Source organism: Streptomyces sp. NPDC006368 (genome assembly GCF_040612535.1).
Classification (GTDB): domain Bacteria; phylum Actinomycetota; class Actinomycetes; order Streptomycetales; family Streptomycetaceae; genus Streptomyces.
The window spans coordinates 1-2,338 of the sequence record NZ_JBEXQK010000103.1 but is presented as its reverse complement, the minus strand read 5'-3'; the positions used below and the strand labels follow the sequence as shown (position 1 = coordinate 2,338).

At 67.5% G+C, this 2,338-nt stretch carries 2 protein-coding genes; one reads left to right on the top strand and one right to left on the bottom strand.

Annotated features, from left to right (window positions below; translation table 11 throughout):
- Nucleotides 1–188: 188 nt before the first annotated feature.
- Nucleotides 189–1,145 (bottom strand): LysR family transcriptional regulator, encoded by a 957-nt coding sequence (locus ABZZ38_RS30410; RefSeq protein WP_356745771.1) that lies wholly within the window; start codon nucleotides 1,143–1,145, stop codon nucleotides 189–191.
- 212 nt (nucleotides 1,146–1,357) lie between these two features.
- Between ABZZ38_RS30410 and ABZZ38_RS30405 the strand changes: the two genes are divergently transcribed.
- The gene (locus tag ABZZ38_RS30405) at nucleotides 1,358–2,224 is read left to right on the top strand and encodes an NADP-dependent oxidoreductase (protein WP_356745769.1); all 867 of its coding nucleotides are present in this window, start codon (nucleotides 1,358–1,360) and stop codon (nucleotides 2,222–2,224) included.
- The last annotated feature ends 114 nt before the right edge of the window (nucleotides 2,225–2,338 follow it).

Sequence of the window (2,338 nt, the reverse complement as noted above, 5' to 3'; positions counted from 1 at the left end):
AATAATCATATATTATAAGATGTTTTTTTTTGTTTTTTTGTTTTTTTTTATTTTTTTTCGTTTGGTTTTTTTTTCTGCGCTCCGGGGTGTGGGGCGCTGGGGTGCCCTCGCCCGGCCCCCCCAACTTCCGGCAGGTGCGATTGGACACCTCGGCCGACGCGGGAGTTACGAGCCGGGCATGAGAGTTGTCAGGAGGGTCCGGGACGGTCGGTCCGGTCGGTGTCCGGGAGCCACCAGGTGCGGTCGGGGAACTGGTGCCAGTGGTGGTCTTGGGCGTAGTTGTGGATGAGTTCCAGGGCGCGGGTGACGGCAGGTGCGGTTGTTTGCGTATTCCACACGGCGTGCCATGGGTAGAGCGGTATGGGGTTGATCAGGGGGCGAGCGGTGAGGCCGTGGGGTAGGTCTCCGGTGGTGAGGCCGAAGGCGGGGTAGCCGCGGGCGAGGACGGTGGCGTGGATGGCGGCGCGGCCGTGTCCGCGTACGCGCAGTGCCGCCTGGAGGTTGAAGTCGTTGATGGCTTCGTCGATCCAGTCGCGCCATTCTGCGGCTTCCTCGGCGGTGTGGACGAGGAGTGGGTGGTCGGTGAGCGCGGTGAGCGTCACCTCGTCGTGGGCTGCCAGGGGGTGATCGGTGGGCATGACGAGGCCGATGGGTTCCAGCCGGACGGGCATGGTGCCCAGGGGCGCCGGGAGGTCCTGGCCGAGGCCGTGGGGGCGGCCGAAGGAGATGTCGAGGTCTCCGGCGAGCAGGCGGGGCAGGGCGGCGGCCAGGCCCTGGCTCTGGAACACCTCGAAGGGCAGGCACGGTGACTCGCCGCGCAAGTGCTGGGTGATGAGTGAAGGGGTGAGCCCTTCGGTGAGGACGTCGATGCGCAGCGGTGCCTGTGTGCGGGCGACCTCGTCGACCAGGCGCTGGGCGTCGGCCAGCAGGCGTCGGCCGCGTTTGACGAAGATTTCGCCTGCGGGGGTGAGGGCCACGTGGCGGCGGTCACGGGTGAACAGGGGGACACCGACACGGCTTTCCAGGGCGCTGATCTGCGAGGAGAGCGTCTGCTGAGCGATGGTCAGCGCCGCTGCCGCCCGACCGAAGTGCAGTTCCTCGGAGAGGGTGACGGCGTAGCGCACCTGGCGCAGGTCAAGGTCCACGCCTTCCACGTTAACAGCCTTTGACTGTCATGTATCAGCTCGGGAGTGTTGGACGTGAGTGAGCCGTAGGCGTTGACTTTGTTAGCGGAAGGGCGCCGGACAATGCTGATCGAAGGCTGTTTCCGGTACAGATTCACTCAATCGAAGGTAAGGCGGCGGCTGGCATGAAGGCAGTGGTGATGGACTCCTACGGCGCTCCGGAGGTTCTCCGGGTGGCTGATCTTCCTGAGCCGAAGGCCGGGCCGGGTCAGGTGCGGGTGCGGGTCAAGGCGGCGGGGCTGAACCCGATCGACGCGAAGGTCCGGCGCGGGGAGTTCGACGCGGTCTTCGACATCTCTTTCCCGCAGCAGCTCGGCAACGAGTTCGCCGGGGTGGTCGACCAGGTCGGCGCCGGAGTCGAGGGCTTCGCGGTGGGGGATGAGGTGATCGGGTTCGTCGATCTGGCGGCCTACGCCGAGCAGGTCGTCGTCCCCGTCGAGAACCTGACCTTGAAGCCTGCGGAGCTCTCCTGGGAGGCGGCAGCGGTCATCGGCGCGGTCGGTCAGGCGGCGTACAACGCGCTGCGGATGCTGGAGGTGGCAGCGGGCGAGACCGTGCTGATCCACGGTGCGGCCGGCGGGGTGGGCTCGGTTGCCGCCCAGTTCGCCCGCGCCTGGGGCGCCCGGGTGATCGGCACCGTCAGTGACGACAACCACGACTACGTGCGATCCCTCGGTGGTACGCCTGTGACGTACGGCGAGGGCCTTCAGGAGCGTGTGCGGGAGCTGGCCCCGCAGGGGGTGGATGCCTCCCTTGATCTGACCGGCTCCCAGGAGGCGATCACCGTCTCGATCGCCGTGACCGGCGACAAGGGCCGGATCGTGACGCTGGCCAGCCCGCCGCTGGCCAAGCAGTACGGCATCACGATGATGTTCGGCACCCGCGCGGCCGAGACTGTGGCCCAGGTCGCCGGTCTCGCTGCCCGCGGCGACCTGGACCTGCCCATCGCCCGCTGCTTCACGCTGGCGGATCTTGCCGAAGCGCACCGGCTGATGGAAACCGGCGGCCAGCGCGGCAAGCTCGTCCTCACCCTGGACTGACCCGGCTACCAGCACCGCAGCCCCCGGCCTCTCCGGAACGGTGCATCGGGGCTGCGCCTGCCCCGCCGCACCCTCACACACTCACCCGACTGGCACGACGCGTACGCGCCCATG